A 1,608-nucleotide genomic window follows, 5' to 3' on the forward strand; every position below is an offset into this window, starting at 1 on the left:
GTCTACCCGTCGATCTGGGCCGCGTACAAGGAGCTCGTCCCGGCGATCCTGCGCCAGCTCAAGGACCAGGAGCACTACGTCAAGCGTGAGCTGCTGCCCGGCGCCACCCCGTTCAACGTGCCGACCCCGGCGAGCGACGGCCGCGCGCTGCCGCTGGCCGCGACGGCCGGCTCCGCCGCCTGACCCGCCACCCGAACTCACCGAGGAGAACTCCGATGGCCCAGTGGATCGCCGCGTGCGAGACCGACGACGTCGACCCCGAGGACGTCGTCCCCTTCGACCACGCGGGCAAGCCCTACGCCGTCTACCGCTCGCCCGACGACCTGTTCTACGCCACCGACGGCTACTGCACCCACGAGCAGGAGCTGCTCTGCGACGGGCTGGTCATGGGCGGGACGATCGAGTGCCCCAAGCACAACGGCCGCTTCGACTACACCAGCGGCAAGGCCCTCGGCGCCCCCGTGCTGGTCGACGTCCGGACGTACCCGACCAAGGTCGAGGACGGCACCGTCTACATCGAGGTCGACTGATGTCGGGGTCGGCGCTGCCGGGCATGGTGATCGTCGGGGCGGGGGAGTGCGGAACCCGGGCGGCCTTCGCCCTGCGCGAGCACGGCTACGCAGGCCGCATCACCCTGGTCGGGACCGAGCCGACCCTGCCGTACGAGCGCCCGCCGCTGTCCAAGACCTGGGCGCTCAAGGCGATCTGTGACGCGGAGATGCTGCGGGACTCCGACATCACCCTGCTGTCGGGGGTCACGGCGACCGGGGTCGACACCGCCGCCCGCCTGCTCGAGCTCTCCGACGGGCTCCCGCTGGAGTACTCGGCGCTGCTGCTCGCCACCGGTGCGCGTGCCCGGCCGCTGCCCTTCGGCGGCGCCCCCGTGCACCTGCTGCGCACCCACGCCGACGCCGTCGCGCTGCGGGAGCGGCTCGTCGCGGGCACCCGGGTCGGGGTGATCGGCGGCGGGTTCATCGGCCTCGAGCTCGCCGGCGCCGCCTCCGGGCTGGGGTGCGCGGTCACCGTGGTCGAGCTCGGTCCGCGGATCATGGGCCGGGCCGTCCCGGAGCCCGTCGCCGCCGCGGCGGCCGAGCGGCACTCCGCCGCCGGCGTCGACGTGCGCTGCGGCACGGGGGTCACCGGGCTCGCGCAGACCGCCGCGGGCACGGTGATCTCGCTGGCCGACGGCGGTTCCGTCGAGGTCGACGTGGTGGTCGCGGGCGTCGGGTCGGTGCCCGAGACCGCGCTCGCCGAGGCCGCGGGTCTCGCCGTGGCGAACGGGATCGTGGTCGACGAGCTGTTCCGCACCTCGGCGCCCGACGTGTTCGCCGCGGGCGACTGCTGCTCGTACCCGCACCCGCTCTACGACGGCCTCCCGCTCCGCCTGGAGTCGTGGCGAGCGGCGCAGGAGCACGGCACGGCCGCCGCCCGCGCGATGCTCGGGCAGGGCGAGCCCTGGACCGGCGTCCCGTGGTTCTGGAGCGACCAGCACGACCTGTCGCTGCAGGTCGCGGGCCTGACCACGGCCGCGGAGAGCGCGGTCGTCCGGCAGCGGCCCGACGGCGTCGAGATCTGGTTCGGCCTCGCCGCGGACGGCAGGCTCGTCGC

Annotated in this window: 3 protein-coding genes; all 3 read left to right on the top strand. The window is 74.6% G+C overall.

From position 1 onward, the window contains the following. A partial coding sequence (locus tag H5J29_RS32000) for a hypothetical protein (RefSeq protein ID WP_220188199.1) occupies nt 1–183 on the top strand: 183 nt, incomplete at its 5' end. A gap of 32 nt (nt 184–215) precedes the next feature. Next, the gene (locus H5J29_RS32005) at nt 216–530 is read left to right on the top strand and encodes a MocE family 2Fe-2S type ferredoxin (RefSeq protein ID WP_181784653.1); all 315 of its coding nucleotides are present in this window, start codon (nt 216–218) and stop codon (nt 528–530) included. Further along, nucleotides 530–1,608 (top strand): NAD(P)/FAD-dependent oxidoreductase (locus tag H5J29_RS32010; RefSeq protein ID WP_181784654.1); only part of this gene is annotated, 1,079 nt, incomplete at its 3' end. The genes H5J29_RS32005 and H5J29_RS32010, both read left to right, overlap by 1 nt.

It is taken from the genome of Pseudonocardia pini (genome assembly GCF_013870575.1).
GTDB lineage: Bacteria > Actinomycetota > Actinomycetes > Mycobacteriales > Pseudonocardiaceae > Pseudonocardia > Pseudonocardia pini.